Origin of the sequence: Actinomadura sp. 9N215 (assembly GCF_044326345.1) — a bacterium.
Classification (GTDB): domain Bacteria; phylum Actinomycetota; class Actinomycetes; order Streptosporangiales; family Streptosporangiaceae; genus Spirillospora.
Map to the genome: position 1 here is coordinate 81414 of NZ_JBIRBA010000016.1, position 17049 is coordinate 98462.

The 17049-nt window shown below is 71.0% G+C and carries 17 protein-coding genes; 5 read left to right on the forward strand and 12 right to left on the reverse strand.

Annotation, left to right across the window (positions count from 1 at the left end):
• The first annotated feature begins 4 nt into the window (after positions 1 to 4).
• Both ACH34T_RS25295 and ACH34T_RS25300 read left to right on the forward strand, forming a co-directional pair.
• Positions 5 to 256, forward strand: a complete 252-nt coding sequence (locus ACH34T_RS25295) for a DUF2630 family protein (RefSeq protein ID WP_396023399.1) — start codon at positions 5 to 7, stop codon at positions 254 to 256.
• Complete coding sequence (locus ACH34T_RS25300) at positions 253 to 1176, forward strand: LLM class flavin-dependent oxidoreductase (RefSeq protein ID WP_396023400.1); 924 nt, start codon at positions 253 to 255, stop codon at positions 1174 to 1176. Before ACH34T_RS25295 ends, ACH34T_RS25300 begins: the two co-directional genes overlap by 4 nt.
• Positions 1177 to 1179: 3 nt before the next feature.
• Here ACH34T_RS25300 and argS read toward each other — a convergent pair whose 3' ends face one another.
• From argS to ACH34T_RS25320, 4 genes are all read right to left on the reverse strand, one after another.
• The gene (gene argS, locus ACH34T_RS25305; RefSeq protein ID WP_396023401.1) at positions 1180 to 2937 is read right to left on the reverse strand and encodes an arginine--tRNA ligase; all 1758 of its coding nucleotides are present in this window, start codon (positions 2935 to 2937) and stop codon (positions 1180 to 1182) included.
• Between the two features lie 115 nt (positions 2938 to 3052).
• Positions 3053 to 4165 carry a phosphate acyltransferase PlsX gene (gene plsX / locus ACH34T_RS25310; RefSeq protein WP_396023402.1) on the reverse strand — a complete coding sequence of 371 codons (1113 nt, stop codon included), beginning with the start codon at positions 4163 to 4165 and terminating at the stop codon, positions 3053 to 3055.
• Between the two features lie 148 nt (positions 4166 to 4313).
• Positions 4314 to 4760, reverse strand: coding sequence for a hypothetical protein (locus ACH34T_RS25315; protein WP_396023403.1), 447 nt, complete (start codon positions 4758 to 4760; stop codon positions 4314 to 4316).
• 79 nt (positions 4761 to 4839) lie between these two features.
• On the reverse strand, positions 4840 to 5703 hold the full coding sequence (locus ACH34T_RS25320; protein ID WP_396023404.1) for an alpha/beta fold hydrolase: 864 nt from the start codon (positions 5701 to 5703) through the stop codon (positions 4840 to 4842).
• Between the two features lie 460 nt (positions 5704 to 6163).
• Between ACH34T_RS25320 and ACH34T_RS25325 the strand changes: the two genes are divergently transcribed.
• A complete protein-coding gene (locus tag ACH34T_RS25325) occupies positions 6164 to 7480 on the forward strand; it encodes a KamA family radical SAM protein (RefSeq protein ID WP_396023405.1) in 1317 nt (438 codons plus the stop codon).
• A 56-nt stretch (positions 7481 to 7536) separates the two neighbouring features.
• Here the strand turns inward: ACH34T_RS25325 and ACH34T_RS25330 are convergent, their stop codons facing one another.
• On the reverse strand, positions 7537 to 8727 hold the full coding sequence (locus ACH34T_RS25330) for an MFS transporter (RefSeq protein ID WP_396023406.1): 1191 nt from the start codon (positions 8725 to 8727) through the stop codon (positions 7537 to 7539).
• Positions 8728 to 8786: 59 nt separating this feature from the next.
• Between ACH34T_RS25330 and ACH34T_RS25335 the strand changes: the two genes are divergently transcribed.
• Positions 8787 to 9767 carry an ArsR/SmtB family transcription factor gene (locus tag ACH34T_RS25335; RefSeq protein WP_396023407.1) on the forward strand — a complete coding sequence of 327 codons (981 nt, stop codon included), beginning with the start codon at positions 8787 to 8789 and terminating at the stop codon, positions 9765 to 9767.
• A gap of 94 nt (positions 9768 to 9861) precedes the next feature.
• A complete protein-coding gene (locus ACH34T_RS25340; protein WP_396023408.1) occupies positions 9862 to 10206 on the forward strand; it encodes a hypothetical protein in 345 nt (114 codons plus the stop codon).
• Positions 10207 to 10256: 50 nt separating this feature from the next.
• Here ACH34T_RS25340 and ACH34T_RS25345 read toward each other — a convergent pair whose 3' ends face one another.
• The 7 genes from ACH34T_RS25345 to ACH34T_RS25375 all read right to left on the reverse strand — a co-directional run bounded on the left by ACH34T_RS25345 (position 10257) and on the right by ACH34T_RS25375 (position 17016).
• On the reverse strand, positions 10257 to 10778 hold the full coding sequence (locus tag ACH34T_RS25345; RefSeq protein WP_396023409.1) for a YbhB/YbcL family Raf kinase inhibitor-like protein: 522 nt from the start codon (positions 10776 to 10778) through the stop codon (positions 10257 to 10259).
• Between the two features lie 58 nt (positions 10779 to 10836).
• Entirely contained in the window at positions 10837 to 11754 is a 918-nt protein-coding gene (locus ACH34T_RS25350; protein WP_396023410.1) for a carbohydrate ABC transporter permease, read from the reverse strand.
• Entirely contained in the window at positions 11751 to 12686 is a 936-nt protein-coding gene (locus ACH34T_RS25355; RefSeq protein WP_396023411.1) for a carbohydrate ABC transporter permease, read from the reverse strand. Before ACH34T_RS25355 ends, ACH34T_RS25350 begins: the two co-directional genes overlap by 4 nt.
• Positions 12683 to 13759 carry an ABC transporter ATP-binding protein gene (locus tag ACH34T_RS25360; protein WP_396023412.1) on the reverse strand — a complete coding sequence of 359 codons (1077 nt, stop codon included), beginning with the start codon at positions 13757 to 13759 and terminating at the stop codon, positions 12683 to 12685. The genes ACH34T_RS25355 and ACH34T_RS25360 overlap by 4 nt, the downstream gene beginning before the upstream one ends.
• Before the next feature lie 35 nt (positions 13760 to 13794).
• Complete coding sequence (locus ACH34T_RS25365; RefSeq protein WP_396023413.1) at positions 13795 to 15195, reverse strand: ABC transporter substrate-binding protein; 1401 nt, start codon at positions 15193 to 15195, stop codon at positions 13795 to 13797.
• A 128-nt stretch (positions 15196 to 15323) separates the two neighbouring features.
• Positions 15324 to 16121: an ABC transporter ATP-binding protein gene (locus ACH34T_RS25370; RefSeq protein WP_396023414.1), complete on the reverse strand. Its 798-nt coding sequence runs from the start codon at positions 16119 to 16121 to the stop codon at positions 15324 to 15326.
• Positions 16114 to 17016 (reverse strand): ABC transporter permease, encoded by a 903-nt coding sequence (locus ACH34T_RS25375; RefSeq protein ID WP_396023415.1) that lies wholly within the window; start codon positions 17014 to 17016, stop codon positions 16114 to 16116. Before ACH34T_RS25375 ends, ACH34T_RS25370 begins: the two co-directional genes overlap by 8 nt.
• Between the last annotated feature and the right edge of the window lie 33 nt (positions 17017 to 17049).

Genomic DNA, 17049 nt, shown 5'->3' on the forward strand with positions numbered 1-17049 from the left:
GACCATGCCGGTCGACGAGGACGACATCCTCGCGCGCATCAACGAGTACGTCGGCGAGGAGCAGCGGCTCCGCGAGCGCTACCAGCGCCGGGAGCTCGGCCGCGAGGAGGAGCACCGGCGGCTGGAGTCGCTGGAGGTCGCGCTCGACCAGTGCTGGGACCTGCTGCGCCGCCGCCGCGCCCGCCTTGAGGCCGGCGAGGACCCGGGCGACGAGGACGTCAGACCGCCGGACGAGGTCGAAGGCTACCTGCAGTGACGCCCTCGGGCGGGCACGGGCGGCTGCGTTTCGGCGTGTCCCTCGCACCGGACGCGTCGGTCCCGCTGCTGCGCACCGCGCAGGAGGCGGACCGGTTCGGCCTCGACCTCCTCGGCGTCCGCGACCAGCCGTACCGGCGCGACACCGCCGACGCGCTCACGCTGGTCGCGGCGGCGCTGGCGGCCACGTCCCGGATCCGGGTGCTGCCGGCGGTGGCGTGCCTGCCGCTGCGGCCGCCCGCCGTCCTGGCCAAGGCGATCGCGACCATGGACCGGCTCAGCGGCGGCCGCGTCGAGCTCGGCCTCGGCGCGGGCACCGCCTGGGACGGCGTCGAGGCCTACGGCGGGACGCGTCCCGGCGGCGCGGGGAACGGCGGCGCGGCGGCGGCGCGGCGCGCCCTTGAGGAGGCCGTGCAGATCATCCGGCTGCACTGGAGCGACCAGAACGGGCTCAGGTTCCAGGGCGAGCACTACCGGTTCACGGCGCTGCAGGCCGGTCCGGCGCCCGTCCACCAGATCGGCATCTGGCTGGGCGTCACCGGGCCGCACGGCCTCGACCTGGCCGGACGCGTCGCCGACGGCTGGATCGCGCCGTCGTCCCTCGTCCCGCCGAAACGGCTCGCGGAGGGGCAGCGGCGCCTCGACGACGCCGCCGCCCGCGCGGGGCGCGGCCCGGCGGAGCTCCGCCGCGTCTACGTCCTCGAAGGCACCCTGGACGGACGGGAAACGCGCGGCTTCCTGCACGGCCCGCCGCGCCAGTGGATCTACGAGCTGACCGAGCTGGCGATCGGCCACCGCGTCGACACGTTCCTGTTCGGCGGGCCTCCGGAGCAGCTGACCGAGTTCGCGCTGGAGGTCGTCCCGGCCGTCCGCGAACAGGTGGCCCGCGAAAGGGGAGGGACGGTCGCCGTCCGAGGCTGATCCTCACATGCGGTCGGGGGTGGGGACGCCGAGGAGGTCGAGACCGGTGACGAGGGTGCGGAGCGTCGCGGCGCACAGGGCCAGGCGGGACGCCTTCGTCTCCTCGTCGGGCGCCTTCAGGACCGGGCAGTTCTCGTAGAAGGTCGTGTAGGCGTCCGCGACCGCGAAGACGTAGGTCGCCAGCCGGTGCGGCTCGGCGGTGTCGCCCGCCTGCTGCACGGCGGCGCCGAACCCGAGCAACTCCAGCGCAAGCGCCCGCTCGGCCGGGTGTCCGAGGACGATCGGGCCCGTCGCGTCCTCCGGGGCTACGCCGCCCTTCCGGAAGATCGACCGGATCCGGGCCGTCGCGTACTGCAGGTACGGGCCGGTCTTGCCGTGGAACGAGATCATCCGGTCGAAGTCGAAGATGTACTCGCTGTCGCGGGCCACCGACAGGTCGGCGTACTTCACCGCGCCCATGCCCACGTCCCGGACGATCGCGTCGCGGGTCGCGTCGTCGAACGGCTCGTCGTGCTGGATCTCGTCGAACGCGGCGCCCGCCCGCTCGACGGCCTCGTCCAGCAACTCGGACAGCTTGACCGTGCGGCCCGCCCGGGTCCGCAGGAGCTTGCCGTCGGTGCCGAGGACGCTGCCGATCTGCGCGTGCTCGGCCTGGACGCCGTCGCCCAGCCAGCCCGCCGTCCGCGCGACCGCGAACACCATCTGGAAGTGCAGCGCCTGCGTCGTGCCGACCACGTAGATCATCCGGTCGACGTGCTCGGTGTCGACCCGGTACCGGATCGTCGCGAGGTCGGTGGACGAGTAGTTGTAGCCGCCGTCGCTCTTGCGGATGATCACGGGGAGGGGCTCGCCCTCGCGTCCGGTGAACCCGGGCGGGAACGCGCACAGCGCCCCGTCGCTGATCACCGCGATGCCCTTGTCCTCCAGCTCCTGGACGGTCGGGGCCAGCGCGTCGTTGTAGAAGCTCTCGCCCTTGATGTCGGCGTCGGTGAGCGTGACGCCGAGCTGCCCGTAGACGGCGTTGAAGTACCGCTTGGACACGTCCACGAGGACGTTCCAGAGCCGCAGCGTCTCCGGATCGCCCGCCTGGAGCGCCACGACCCGGCTGCGGGACCGGTCGGCGAACGACTCCCCCTTGCTGGAACTGTCGTCGAACTTCTGCCGCGCGGCCTGGTAGAACTCGGTCAGGTCGCTGACGGACGAGTCGCCCCGCGCGGCGGCGTCCTCGCCGAGGTCGAGCAGGTGCTCGATCAGCATCCCGAACGGGGTGCCCCAGTCGCCGACGTGGTTGTCGCGGATCACCTCGTGGCCGAGGAAGGCCAGGATGCGGGCGATGGCGTCGCCGACGATCGTGGTCCGCAGATGGCCGACGTGCATCTCCTTCGCCACGTTCGGCGAGGAGTACTCGACGACGACCTTCTGCGGCTTGTCGGCCGCCGGGACGCCGAGCCGGTCGTCGTGCAGGGTCCGCTGCGCCTGCGCCGCGATCCAGCCGTCGCTGAGCGTCAGGTTGATGAAGCCCGGGCCGCTGACCTGCACGTCCGACACGACGTCCGCCGTGTCGAGGTTCGCGACGATCTCCTCGGCCACGTCTCGCGGCTTGCGGCCCAGCTTCTTGGCCAGCGGCAGCGCGACGTTGGCCTGAAGGTCGGCGAACGACGACGGCCGGATGACCGGGTCGGCGTCCGCGTACGACGGTCCGAAGGCGGCGCCCAGCGCGGCCTGGACCCGAGCGGCGAGTACGAGTTGCGGATCGGGCATGCTCCAAGGCTATCGGCGTCGCGCCCGCGTCCGAACCCGGTTTTCGCCGTGCCCGGACGCCGTGCTCAGGCATCGTGCCTGGCCGTGTGCTCAGGCATCGTGCCTGGCTGTGCGCTCAGGCTCCGAGCTGCGGGTCCTTGTGATCGGCCTCTTCGGGGGCGTGCGCGCGGCGGCCGAAGCGGGACGTGCGGGTCAGCGCGACCTGCTCGCGGATCCGCTCGACGATCCGTCCGGCGGCGAGCCGGTGCGCCAGCTCGCACGCCGACGTGATCGCGCGGGCGTGCGACGCGCCGTGCGCGATCACGACCGTGCCGTTCAGGCCGAGCAGGACGCCGCCGCCGTAGGTGTCGGGGTCGAGGCGGTCCCGGAGGTCCTGGAGGCGGCGGCGCTGGAGCAGCGCGCCCACCCGCGCCGCCGCGCTCGCCGACATCGTCTCGCGGACCTCGGTGAACGCGGTCCGGATGGTGCCCTCCATGGTCTTCAGCGCGATGTTGCCGGTGAAGCCGTCCGTGACGACGACGTCGACGCCTCCGCCCAGCAGGTCGTGGCCCTCGACGTTCCCGGCGAACTCGATGCCGTGGCTGCCTCCGGCGAGCAGCTCGTGGGCGCGCTTCGTCAGCTTGCCGCCCTTGCCCGGCTCGGCGCCGATGTTGAGCAGCCCGACCGCCGGACGGTCCAGGCCGAGCAGGATCTGCGCGTACGCGGTGCCGAGCGCCGCGTACTGGACGAGGCCCTCCGGTTTGACGTCCGTGGTGGCGCCCGCGTCCAGCAGGATCGTCGGGCGCGGACGCGTCGGCAGCGTCACCGCGATCGCCGGGCGCAGCACGCCCTGCTGGCCCTTCAGCCGCAGCCGCGACGTCGCCACCACCCCGGCCGTGCTGCCCGCCGACACCAGCGCCGACGCCCGCCCCTGCTTGATCAGATGGCAGGCGATCGCGACGGACGAGCGCGGCTTGCGCCAGCTCGCCAGCGCGCCCTCGCCCATGTCGAGGGCCTCGTCGGCGTGCACGATCGGGATCTTGTCCATGAAGCCGTACCGGTCGAGCTCCCGGCGGATCCGCGGAGCCTGCCCGACGAGCACCAGCCGGACGCCGTGCTCGCGGGACGCGTCCACCGCACCGGCGATGATCTCTTCGGGGGCGTGGTCGCCGCCCATCGTGTCGACGGCGATCGGCAGCGGACGCACGGTCGCCCCGCGGTGCGGCGTCGTGGTCCCAGTGCCGGTCATGGCCGCTCCAGGAGGGGTGAAGGGAAACGCGCTGCGCCGCGACGACGCAGCTCATCGCATCGTAGGACGTTCCTTCACCCGGCTTGACGATGCCGGGCCGGAGGTGGCGATCGTCACCCTCCCGGCCCTGCTCAGCCGCCTGTCTTGGTCAGCCGTCCTTCTTGTGGCAGTCGGCGCCCAGGCAGGAGGCGTTCTCCACGACCGGCTGCCCGTCCACGAGGATCGTGTAGTTGTTCTTGTGCGAGTCCTGCTCGCCGGTGCCGAGGACCTCGACCGGCTTCTTGTCGGACGTCGTGCCGCTGCACGACACGCGCATCTTCGTCTTCGTCCAGCCGGGCAGGTCCTCGCACTTCAGCGGCGACGCCAGGGCCACGCCGCGCTGCTGCAGCTCGGCCGCCGCCGTCGCGGGCATCGCCTTGCGCAGCGCGGACTGCGTCTTGTACTGCAACTCCTCGCGGCCGGTCACGACGAACGCGACACCGGCGCCCACCAGCACCAGCACGAGCAGCGCGGCGGACCCCAGGACCAGGGCCTTCCGGCGGTTCGTGCCCATGACCCGGCGGCTCATCTCCATGGCCTTGCGACGTATCTCCACAACAGCTACGTCACCGACGGTGCTGGGACATATGCGCTGGGTGGTGGGTTTTTCCGTTCCGTATGCGGATTCGTTGCTCTCACCCGGCCTCCGCCGCCCGGCGAATCGCGGAGACCGCGTCGGCGAGCACGCCGGGCCGGTCGAGCGGGACCATGTGCAGGGCGTCCGGCAGTTCGACCCGGGTCCCGTTCGGGCTCATCCTCGCCAGCCGCTCGTGGCCTTCGGCCCAGGCGCGCTTCCTGCGGGGGTCGCGGACGTCCCCGAGCGCGGTCACGACCAGCAGCGGGACGGGCGGGAACGAGTACCGCCCGCGCAGCCACGCCAGCCGCGCGGCCATCTCCCGGTAGGCGATCTCCTCCGCGAGGACCGTGCCGAGCACCGTTCCGCGCTGGTAGACGGACCGGACGACCTCGTCCGGGACGGCCTCGCCGCGGCGGCTCGTCCGGCCGAGGACCAGCCTGCGCCCGAGCGGCCCGGCGACCCCGGCGAGCCGGGTGGCGTCGAGGATCGCGCCGGCGGCCGTGGCCAGCGGCGTCAGCGCCGCGCCGACCGGGACCGGCGGGAGCCGGGTGCGCTCATGGCTCGGATCGACCAGCACCATCCCGAGGACGTGCTCGGGACGCAGCCTGGCCAGCGCCTCGGCGGAGAACGCGGCCATCGAGTGCGCGAGGACGATCACCGGCCGGTCCGCCCGCTCCGCCAGCGCCTCCATGACCCGGGTGTCGCGCAGCAGCGTGGGCCGCGCGGTCGCCGCCGGGCTGAGCCCGAGGCCCGGACGGTCGAACACGGTGATCCGGTACTCGTCCCGCAGCAGCTCGACGGTCGGCGTCCAGTCGAACCAGGCGCCGCCGAGCCCGGAGCTCAGCAGGAGCGGAACGCCGTCCGCCGACCCGGACTCGACGATGTGGACCCGCTCGCCGCCCGCGCTCACGATCTCCGTCACAGACGTGCCCCGTCTCTGGCCCATCGCCCCCGCGGCCATGGCCCCCGTGTCCAGCGGGCGTTCGTCCACCGAGCCCGCGTCCACCGAGCCCCCTCCCGCCGATCGGCCCTCGCCGGTCCGCCCAGTATTTCCGAAGATCGCGCCGGAGCGTGACGGGAGGCGGGGGATCGGCGCGGCCCGCGCGGCGGGCGACCGTAACCTCTGACGCCGCAGAGTCTCGTGACGCAGAAGTTAACGTGCCGATGTCGTTGTACTAGGGGCGGAACCTCCACGATGATGTCCGGGCGATTTGCCGGGATCATCCTTGACCAGCTTTGTTCCTACCGGGTAGGGGGCATCAATTCGGCATGAACCCGTCTTAAAGGGTTGAATGGGGGGTGTACTGAGCAGTTCCGATCACGGTCCGTGACGACGCATCTCGGGGGTGCGCCTCCCCGCTGACAGCAAGGAGAACCAACACGTGACACTGGTGAACGACGCGGCTCCCGCAGTGCGATCCACTGGTCGCAAGTTCCGCGCCTTCACGGCGAAGCACCTCGACGAGCTCACCGCTCGCGCGGGGCTGTCGCCCGCGCAGCGGCTCGCGACCCGGGCGGTGGCCACCGTGCTGCCGTTCCGGACGAACGCCTACGTCATCGAGGAGCTCATCGACTGGTCGGCCGCGCCCGACGACCCGATCTACCGGCTGGTCTTCCCGCAGGAGGACATGCTTCCGGCCGAGGACGTCGCGCACCTGTCCGATCTCCTGCGCCGCGAGGCGCCCAAGGCCGAGATCGAGGCCGCCGCCCACGCGGTGCGGATGCGGCTGAACCCGCACCCGGCGGGGCAAATGGAGCTGAACATCCCGAGCTTCGGGGACGGCAAGATCCCCGGGATGCAGCACAAGTACGACGAGACCGTCCTGTACTTCCCCAAGCAGGGCCAGACGTGCCACGCCTACTGCACGTACTGCTTCCGGTGGGCCCAGTTCGTCGGCGAGCCCGACCTCAAGATGGCCGGGGACGACGTCACCGCCCTGCGGGACTACCTCGTCCAGCACCCCGAGGTGACGAGCGTCCTGTTCACCGGTGGCGACGCGATGATCATGGGCGAGCCGGTGCTGCGCCGCTACATCGAGCCGCTGCTGGATGTGGAACACCTCGAATCCATCCGGATCGGCACCAAGTCCCTCGCGTACTGGCCGCAGAAGTTCGTCACCGACCCCGACGCCGACGAGATGCTCCGGCTGTTCGAACAGGTCGTCGAGTCGGGCAAGAACCTCGCGTTCATGGCGCACTTCACGCATCCGCGCGAGCTCGAACCGCTCATGGTCGCCGAGGCGTGCCGCCGCATCCGCGACACCGGCGCGGTGATCCGCACCCAGTCGCCCGTCATCCGGACGATCAACGATGACGCCGCGACCTGGGAGACCATGTGGCGCGTCCAGACCCGGATGGGCCTCGTCCCCTACTACCTGTTCGTGGAGCGCGACACCGGGCCGCAGGACTACTTCGCCGTCCCGCTCGTCCGCGCGTACGAGATCTTCCGGGACGCCTACAAGAGCGTCTCCGGGCTGTCGCGGACCGTCCGGGGGCCGTCCATGTCCGCCACGCCGGGCAAGGTCTGCGTGGACGGCGTCGTCGACATCAACGGTGAGAAGGCGTTCGCGCTCCACTTCATCCAGTGCCGCGACGCCGACCTGGTCGGCAAGCCGTTCTTCGCGCAGTACGACCCCAACGCGGTCTGGCTGGACGACCTCAAACCGGCCTTCGCCGACCGGTTCCCCTGGGAGAAGTGACGCCCGCGGCGTGCCCGGACGACGGCCGGGCACGCCGTCAGCGCAGGTAGCGGTACTCAGCGCAGGTAGCGGTGCAGGGCGAGGCTGACGGCGACGGCCGCGGCGCCGCAGATCGCGATGACGCGTCCCGGCGCGGCGAACTCGGCGAGCGCGCCCGCCGCGGCGATGCCGAGGGCCTGGCCCGTCATGAGCCCGGTGTTCGCGAGCCCCATCGTCTGGCCCTGGACGTCCGCCGGGACGGCGTCCGCCAGGCGGCGCTGGACGGTCAGCTCGTAGCTCAGCCCGCACGTCGTCGCCGTCATCAGCAGGCAGGCCGCGGCGAGCCCCGGACCGAACGCGAAGAGCAGCAGCGGCAGGCCCGTCAGCAGCGCGAGCGGCAGCGTGAGCCGGGGCCGGAGACCGGGCGGCACGAGCCGCCCCACCACGAAGTTCCCGAGGCCCATCCCGACCGCCGCCGCGGCGAGGATCAGCCCCGCCGCGCCCGCGTGGCCGAGGCCCGTCGCGTACGGGACCAGCACGCCCTCCGCCCCCACCGACATGGAGATCGGCAGCCAGACGGCCAGCATCAGGCCGCGCGTGGGCCGTCCGCCCAGCAGGACGCGGTTCACCCGCCACGTCTCCCGTGCCGTCCCCGACGGCCCGCGCTGCTTCGCGACCGTGCCCGGCAGGCCCAGATGGGCGATCAGGGCCGCCAGGGCGGCGGTCCCGGCGGCCAGCCAGAGCGTCCCGGACGGCGTCAGCACCGACAGCAGCAGCCCCCCGACGCCCTGCCCCACCACCTGCGACGACGCCGACGTCATCGTGAACAGCGAGCGGCCGAGCACGAACCCGTCGCCCGGCAGCAGCGCGGGCAGCCTGCCGTGCACGGCCGCGGACCCGACCGGCGCGAACAACCCGACCACGACGAGCAGCAGGATCGTCGCCGGCAGCGGCACGGCGTCCAGCGCGAAGACGGCGATCACCGCGAACCGCAGCAGGTGGAAGGCCGCGAGGAGCCGCCGCGCCGGGACGTGGTCCGCGAGCGACAGCAGGAACGCGCCGCCGACCACGTACGGGAGCATCCCGGCGCCGAACACGAGGGCGGCCGCGAGCGACGAGCCCGTCTCCGCGAAGGTCAGCACCGACAGCGCGATGATCCGGATCGACTCGCCGCCCGCGAGCAGCGTCTGCAACGCGAACAGGACGCGGAACTCGGGGACGCCGAAGATGTCGCGGTACCGCGCGGACACAGCGGGGGGAGCCGTCATGACCGCCACTGTGCGGCCGCGTCCCCGGCCCCGGATAATGTTTCGGGGAGGAGCGAAACATGTACCGGATCGAGGTGGGCCCGGCCGATCTGGCCGCCAGCCGGTTCGGCGTCGCGCCGCTGCTGGAGGTCCTGAACGCGCTCGGCCTCGCCGCGGGCCGGGTCCCCGCGGGACCGCTGGGCCCGTGGGTGGAGCGGGTGCGGCCCCGGTACCAGCCGATCGCGGACGATCCGGCGATCCGGACGCTGACGTTCCTGCGCCGCCGCGCCGGGTACATGGCCGACTTCATCAGCCCGCCGCCCGCCCGGCCGAACCTCACGATCGCCGAGCAACTCGCCACGATGCGGGCGACACCGCTCGGCCAGGCGCGCGGGGAGATCGCCCGCAACCTGGTGGGCCTGCCGGAGCCGGACGCCGTCGTCCGGGGCGTGCTGGACGCGCCGGACATGGTCGAGCGCCTCGCCACCGGCCTGGAGACCGCCTGGCACGTCCTGCTGAAGCCGGACTGGCCGGTGTTGCGGTCGATCGTGGAGCGCGACATCGTGCACCGCGCGGGACGCCTCGCCGCCTACGGGTGGGCACAGGCGCTGGACGGCCTTTCCCGCCAGGTGCGCTGGCACGACGGCGTGATCGAGGTGGACATCCGCGGGGGCGGCGACGTCACCCGCCGGCTGGACGGCGCCGGGCTGATGTTCGTGCCGGTGGTCTTCTCGGAGCTCGGCCTCGCGGTCGAGCAGGGCTGGCCGTACACGCTGATGTACCGGGCCAGGGGAGTGGCGGCGCTGTGGGAGACCCGGGCCCCGAGCCGCGAGGACGCGCTGGCCAGGCTGCTCGGCCGCACCCGCGCCGACCTGCTGCGGCTGCTCGCCGAACCGGCCACGACGACCTGGCTGAGCGCCCGGCTCCGGATGAGCATCGGCGGGATCGGCGACCACCTCGCGGTCCTGTACGCGTCCGGTCTCGTGACCCGGGAGCGCACCGGCCGCTCAGTCCTCTACCGCCGCACCACTCTCGGCGACCTGCTCACCACCGCCCCCTGACCGGTACCGCGGTATTCCTCTACGGAATGGGCTCTATGGCCCTTTCACGGAAGTGGCCCGTGATCACAACTGGCCGTTTGTTGCCTAATTTCTGATGGCCGCCACGCCTGCCGCCACCGCGCAGGACCCTGAACAGGCAACGCTGCTCATGACTTTCTATGAGCACGCGAACTACAACCGCGACCAGCCCGGCCGGTCCGTGGGCGTGTACGGCGACGCGGGAACATGCGACAGTGAAGGCTACGTCTTCACCGTCGCCAACGTTCCGCCCCTCAATTGGTGGCCTGATCACCTGTCCTCCATAACCGGTGTTGGCTCGTGCACCGCCGTACTCCTGAGCAGTCACGGCGGGGCCGAAATACGGTGGAACCTTCCCGCCAGTTTCGGCTCGACCGGCTGGAACGACAACGTGAGGAAGTTGCGGGTATACCGCCGGTGAGGTCACGCGCCAAACATTGAGGCCACTTATTGGGCCCTGGAGGACGGTGGTCAGGTCCCGTAGACGGGGATGATCGAGGCGCGGGCCAGGGTGTGGCCGGTGATGGTGAATCCGGCGACGGCGGGCGAGACGTCGGAGTCGATGCCGAGCGACTCGACGTCCAGGGCGTGGACCGTGAACACGTAGCGGTGCGGGTCGCCGGGCGGCGGGGCCGCGCCGCCGAACGCCTTCACCCCGTAGTCGTTGCGCACCTGGACACCGATCTTGGAGTCCTCGGTTCCGGCGCCGGTGGGCAGCTCGGTCACGTCCGCGGGGATGTCGAACAGCGACCAGTGCCAGAAGCCGCTGCCGGTCGGCGCGTCCGGGTCGTAGCAGGTCACCGCGAAGCTCTTCGTCTCGGCGGGGAACCCGGACCAGCTCAGGTGCGGCGACTCGTTGCCGCCGCCGAACCCCCACTCGCTGAACACGTGCTTGGCGGGGAGGCGCTCGCCGTCGGTGACGTCGTCGCTGGTCACGGTGAACGACGGGACCTCGGGCAGGAACTCGTGCGGAAGCGGCGGCTTGCCGGCCATGGCGGCCCTCCTACATCGGGGAACGGCTGTGTGTCCCCCCATCTTTATCAGGGGGCCGTCACGTCTTGACGGCCCCCATCGTGAACCCGGTGACGAACCTGTCCAGGAACAGGTTGAACAGGAACGCGATCGGCACCGCCGTGATCACTGTGGACGCCTGGAGCGACTGCCAGAAGAACACGTCCCCGCGGATCAGCTGCGTCGGGACGCCGGTGCTGACCACCATCTCCGGGCTCGCCGACACGAACGCCAGCGCGTACACGAACTCGCTGGCCGTGAGCGTGAAGCTGAACACCACGACCGCGACGATCCCCGGGAACACCAGCGGCAGCACGGCCCGCAGGAACGCGCCGAGGCGGCTGTAGCCGTCCACCATCGCCTGCTCCTCGACGTCCTTCGGGACGGCCTTCAGGAACCCGATCAGCAGCCACACCGACACCGGCACCGTGATCGTCGGATACACGACGATCATCGACCAGAGCGTGTCCTCCAGGTGCAGCCACACCACGACGCGGGTCAGCGACAGGAACAACAGCGACGGCGGCACCAGGTACACCATGAAGATCGCGATGCCCATCGGGGTGCCCCACGGACGGTCGAGCCGCGCGAGCGAGTACGCCGCCGGGAGCGCGAGCACCAGCGTGATCGCCACCACCGCCGCGCCGACGATCAGCGTGTTCGCCACGAACGTCAGGAACGGCGTGTCGTTGAACAGGAACGTCACATGGTCGGGCGTCGCGGGCTTGTTGTAGAAGAACGGGTTGCTCTCCGGGTTGTAGAGGTCCTGGTTCTGCTTGAACGCGCTGACGGTGCTCCACAGGAACGGCAGAGCGCACACCAGCGCCGCCAGCACCGCCGCCCCGTACACCCCGCACCGCGCCGCCGCATGCCGCCGCGCGTACCGCCTCCGCAGCCCCTCGACGTGCGCCGCCGCGCTCATCGGGCCTGTGGTGGTCGTCGGGCCTGTGGTGCTCATCGGGCCTCCAGCCGCCGGACGGCCCGCAGGATCGCGACCGCGCCCGCGAGCAGCAGCGGGAACAGGAACAGCGCGATCGCCGCGCCCTGCCCCACGTCGCCGCCCTCGATGCCGCGGAAGTACGCCCACGACGCCAGCACGTCCGTCGAGTGCGTCGGGCCGCCGCGCGTCAGCACGTACGGGACGGTCATGTCCGTGAACGTCATGATCGCGCCGAACAGCCCGGCGACCGCGATCACCGGGAGCGTCAGCGGGATCGTCACCTCGAACATCCGCCGCCAGAACCCGGCGCCGTCGATCCGCGCCGCCTCGTCGATGTCGCGCGGGATCGCGACCAGCCCCGCCATCACGATCACCGCGGCCAGCGGCGTCAGCCGCCACACCTGCACCGCGATCACCGACGCCATCGCCGTGCCGGGACGGCCCAGCCACACGACGTTCGCGTCGATCAGCCCGAGGTTGCGGAGCACCCAGTCGAGCGGCGAGAAGATCGAGTCCAGGAACCACAGCCACGACACCGTCGACAGCGCCACGGGCGTCGTCCACGGCAGCAGCACGAGGAAACGGACGAACCACTTCCCGTGGAATTCCGCCACCAGGATGTTCGCGAGGATCTTCCCGAACACCACGATCAGCACCATGCTGACCAGCGTGAAGAACAGCGTGTTCCGCAGCGAGCGCCAGAACACGCCGTCGTCGAAGATCTCGGAGAAGTTGTCGAAGCCGACGAAGTCGAACGACGGGTCGCCGGTGGTGACGTCCGAGAACGCGAACGCGATGGCCAGCAGGAACGGGACGCCGACCAGCGCGACGATGTAGACCACCGACGGCAGCAGCATCACCCACGCGAGGAACCCGTCCCGGTCGGCGAGCCCGGCCTTCGACCGCTCGACCGCCCTCACCTCGGCGGCCGCCTTGAGCTCGGCCGTCACGGCGATTCCCCGATCGGGACGGGCGCCGCGCGTTTGCCGCCGTCCGCGTCGAAGAACCGCAGCCGTTCGACCGGCACGGCGAACTCGTGCGTCTCGCCGGCCTCCAGCGGCGTGCCCACCGTCGCGGGCAGCCGCGCGATGACGCGCGACTCCTCGCCGATGCCGGTCACCGTCCCGTACACGTGCCGGTCGCCCGACAGGTACTCCATCCGCTCGACCTGGAACGGCATCGTCACCCGCGGTTCCGCCTGGACGTTCTCCACCGGCAGCAGATGCTCGGGACGGAACCCCACCAGCCGCCCGTCCCGCCTGACCAGGTTCATCGGCGGCGACCCGATGAACGTCGCCACGAACGTGTCGGCCGGGTCGTCGTACACCTCCTGCGGCGTCCCGACCTGCCGGACGCGGCCGTGCTCCAGCACCGCGATCCGGTCGCCGAGCCCCATCGCCTCCGCCTGGTCGTGCGTGACGTAGATCGTCGTGGTCCCCACGCGCTCCTGGAAGCGCTTCAGCTCGTCCCGCGCCGTCGCGCGCATCTTCGCGTCGAGGTTCGACAGCGGCTCGTCCAGCAGGAACACCGCCGGGTCGCGGACCAGCGCGCGCGCCAGCGCCACCCGCTGCCGCTCACCGCCAGACAGCTGGCGCGGCTTGCGGCGCAGCAGCGGCTGGATGTCCAGCAGCTCCGCGGCCCACTTCGCCTTGCGGTCGCGTTCCTCCTTGGCCATGCCCTCCGCGCGGAGCGGGAAGACGATGTTGTCCATCACCGTCTTGTGCGGGTACAGCGCGTACGACTGGAACACCATCGCGATCTGCCGGACGCGCGGCGGAAGCCCGTTCACGACGTTCCCGCCGATCAGCACCTCGCCCTCGGTCGGCTGCTCCAGGCCCGCGATCGTGCGCAGCAGCGTCGTCTTCCCGCACCCGGACGGCCCGAGCAGCACCAGATACTCCCCGGGCTCGGCCGCCAGATCGACGCCGTCCAGCGCCCGCACGTGCTCCGAGCGTCCTCGCCGCCGCGCCCGCACCTGCCCGTCGAAGGTCTTGACCAGCCCCTTCACTTCCACGGTGTTCACAGGGCTCGCCTCCGCTCGCGGTTCATGGGCTCGCCTCACCCGCCGACGAGGCCGCGCGAGCGCCAGTTCTTGAAGATCGCGTTGACGCGGTCCTCGGCCTCCGCGACGGCCTGCCGCGGGGACGTCTGGCCGCGGGCGGCGCGGCCGAACATCGTCGGCAGCAGGTTGGTGTTGAAGATCTCCCCGATCGCCGGGTTGGACGGTCCCGGATAGCCGATGTTCGCGCTCCACGACGTCGCCGTCTTCAGCAGGCTCAGCTTGTTCGCGGGCTTCGCCCCCCACGGGTCGTTGTCCAGCCAGCCGTTCAGCTGCGGGACGAGCGACGGCCAGCCCGGCAGGTCGTACAGCTCGGAGTGGAACGTCACGGCCGGGAAGTTGGCCGTGTAGTGCAGCAGGAACTCCTTCGCCGCGTCCGGGTTCCCCGCGTACTTCGGGACGATCCACTGCTGGATGACGTGCTGCGCCGCCAGCGCCGCCTTGGGCCCGCGCAGCGCGGGCACGAAGAAGATGTCGTCGCCGATCGCCCGGTTGGTGCCCATCGCGGTGCGCCACGCCGAGATCGAGTTCAGGATGTACGACGACTTCCCGGCGATCAGGGCCTGGTTGTTGGACGCCGGCGTCCACGAGAACACCTCGCTGGTCTCGGCTTCCTTGAACAGCCGGGCCATGTACTCGACGGCCGCGACGGTCGCGTCCGAGTTGAGGACGACCCGCTCGTTCTCGTCCTGGACGGCCCCGCCGAACGACCACAGCAGCGCCCGCGCCGCCATGTTCGAGTCGGTCTCCGGGGACAGCCCGATCCCGCACGGCACCCCGGTCTGCTTCTTGATCTCGGCGGCGCCGCGGAGCAGGTCGTCCCAGCTCGCCGGGCCGTTCGGCATCCCGGCCTTCGCCCACATCGACTTGCGGAAGTCGCCGGGGTCGGGCGACCAGCCGGGGCAGTAGCAGTAGAACCGCTTGGTGTTCGGGTTGTAGCTCGACTTGCGGCACAGCTCAAGCTGCTGCCCCCAGCGCCGGTTCGCCTCCTGGACGACGTCCGACAGATCCAGCACGGACGGCTCGTACTGCGAGAACGGCGCGATGTGCTGGATGACGTCGTGGCCGCGTCCCGCCTGGATCTCGGACGCGGCGCGGCGGGGGACGTCCACGGTGTTGATGTGGTCGACGCGGACGTCCACGCCGACCTTCTTGCCCCAGTCCGCGACGAACTTGTCGAACCACTTGTCGTGCCGGGGCACGAAGTGGCTCCACATCAGGATGCTGAGCGAGCCGCTCAGTTTCTTCGCGGGGGCGGTGAACACCTCCTTCGGCGCCTTGCCGGTGTTCTTCGCCTGCGGACCGCTGGTCTCGCTGGCGCACCCCGCCAGGACACCGTACGCACCCGCCGCGAGCGCCGTGGAGGATAGGAAGCCTCGTCTGCTGAACCGGTCGGCCATGGGAGCCTCCGTCGCCGTAAAGGTCTCCCCTTGAAGGTAGATCGGCGAGGCCGTCTCATCCAGAGACGATCCGGTGACTCCGCGTCACTGTGACCTCTCCGGTCACAGCGGTCCCACTACTTGCCCCGTTACTTGCCCGTCGCCTCGGTGTAGGCGGCGGTGACCTCTTCGGGGTCGCCGTCCATGCGCATGCGGCCCTCCTCGATCCAGATGACGCGGTCGCACATGTCCTTGACCGTGTCCAGCTGGTGCGCGACCAGGAACACCGCGCCGGCCTCGCCGCGCAGCTCCTCGATCCGGCGCTTGCTCTTGACCCTGAACTTGGCGTCGCCGGTCGCGAGCGCCTCGTCGATGAGCAGCACGTCGTGGGTCTTGGCCGCCGCGATCGCGAACCGGAGCCGGGCGCCCATGCCGGACGAGTACGTCCGCATGGGGTACTGGATGAAGCCCTCCTTGAGCCCGGCGAAGTCGACGATCTGCCCGTAGCGGGCCTTGGTCTCCGCCGGGGACATGCCCATCGCGAGGCAGCCGAGGACGATGTTGCGCTCGCCGGTGAGGTCCTTCATCAGGGCCGCGTTCACGCCGAGGAGTGACGGCTGGCCGTCGGTGTAGACGCCGCCGCGGTGCGGGGGGAGCAGCCCGGCGATGGCCTTCAGCAGCGTCGACTTGCCGGAGCCGTTGCTGCCGATGATGCCGACGGCCTCGCCCCGGTAGGCGACGAACGACAGGCCCTTGATCGCGTGGACCTCCGTCATCGACGGGCGGCGCTGGCGGCGCACGACGCGGGAGAAGGCCGACGCGGCGTTGCCCTTGCCGCCCGCGCCGTACACCCGGTACACGATGTGCAGGTCGTCGACGACGACGATCGGCTCCCGGTGCGGGTCGATGTCGACGGCGCCGCGGACCTTCGTGTCAGTGTCAGCCACGGCCGTATCGCTCCTCGGCTCGGTAGAAGTAGACGAACCCGCCGACCAGCATCACGACCGACCAGATGCCGGCGGACAACCACAACTGCCCCGCCTCGTTCATGTGCAGGTCGTTCGTCACGTGGTCGCGGTACTCGCCCAGGAGCACGTACCGGCTGAGCTCGACGTACACGTACGCCGGGTTGAGCTGGAGCAGTTCGGCGAGCGCGGGGTACTTGGCCAGCTTGGAGCCCGGCTCCATCAGCGACGGCAGGCTGAAGATGACGCCGGACATGTAGAGCCAGGTGCGCATGACGAACGGCAGGAGCTGGGTGATGTCGCGGTTGAACGCGCCGAGCCGCGCCATCACCATGCTGATGCCCACGTTGAACATGAGCTGCAGCCCGACCACCGGCACGAACAGGAACATGTTGAAGCTCGCCGGCTCGCCGAACGCGAACACGATCACGAACAGCACGATCAGGGACATGAGCAGCTGCTGGAGCTCGACGACCGCGATCGCCAGCGGCAGCGTGGCGCGCGGGAAGTGCAGCGCCCGGATCAGCGACAGGTTGTCCCCGACGGACTTCGCGCCCGAGGTGACCGACCGCTGCGTGAAGCCGAACAGGAACACGCCGGTCACCAGGAACGGGATGAAGTCCGGCACGTTGCGGCTCGTGTTCAGCAGCAGCCCGAAGATCAGGTAGTACACCGCCGCGTTCAGCAGCGGCGTCAGGAGCTGCCACACCTGACCCAGTCGCGAGTCGGTGTACATCGAGATGTTCTTGGCGGACGCGAACGCCCAGATGAAGTTCCGGCGCGCCCACACGCTCTGGAGGTACTTCCGCAGCGGGGGGCGCGCGGCGCTCTGCCTCAGCCCGTGCCTGGCGGCGTAGTCGGCCAGCGTCTCGTTCACGTGAGGAGGCTCCGCGATCGTTCCGACCGACTC